General features: G+C 68.8%; 1 protein-coding gene. It reads left to right on the top strand.

From position 1 onward, the window contains the following. On the top strand, nucleotides 1–416 hold a 416-nt coding region (locus tag AC1Q80_RS30880; RefSeq protein WP_492362947.1), incomplete at both ends, for a hypothetical protein.

The following is a 416-nucleotide window of genomic DNA, read 5'->3' on the forward strand; positions in this document are numbered from 1 at the left end:
CGGGCCGGCGGCGTGACCATCGTCACCCTCGACCTGGTGCGCAGCGGCGACAGCGCGACCGTGACGGCGACGCTTTCCGACAATTACGCCAGCCATCCCGGCATCAACGCCGACGACCTTGCCAGCCTCGGCTCGGTCAAGGTCATCGCCTCCGACACCGACGGCGACACTGCCGAAGGCACCGTCACCGTCTCGGTCTCCGACGACGTGCCGAGCGTAACGATCGGCGCCGCGGCGTCGGACGACATGCCGCCGACCGACAGCGTCGTCGAAGGCCAGACGCTTTCCGGCAGTTGGACGCTGATCGCGGGCGCCGATGGCGTCAGCACGGTCGATGTGACGGTCGGCGAAAGGACGCAAACGCTGACCTTGACGGCGGGCCAGTCGGTGGCGTTCAAGCTGGCCGAAGGCACGCT

The organism is Ensifer sp. GW823-FHT05D09 (assembly GCF_058795755.1).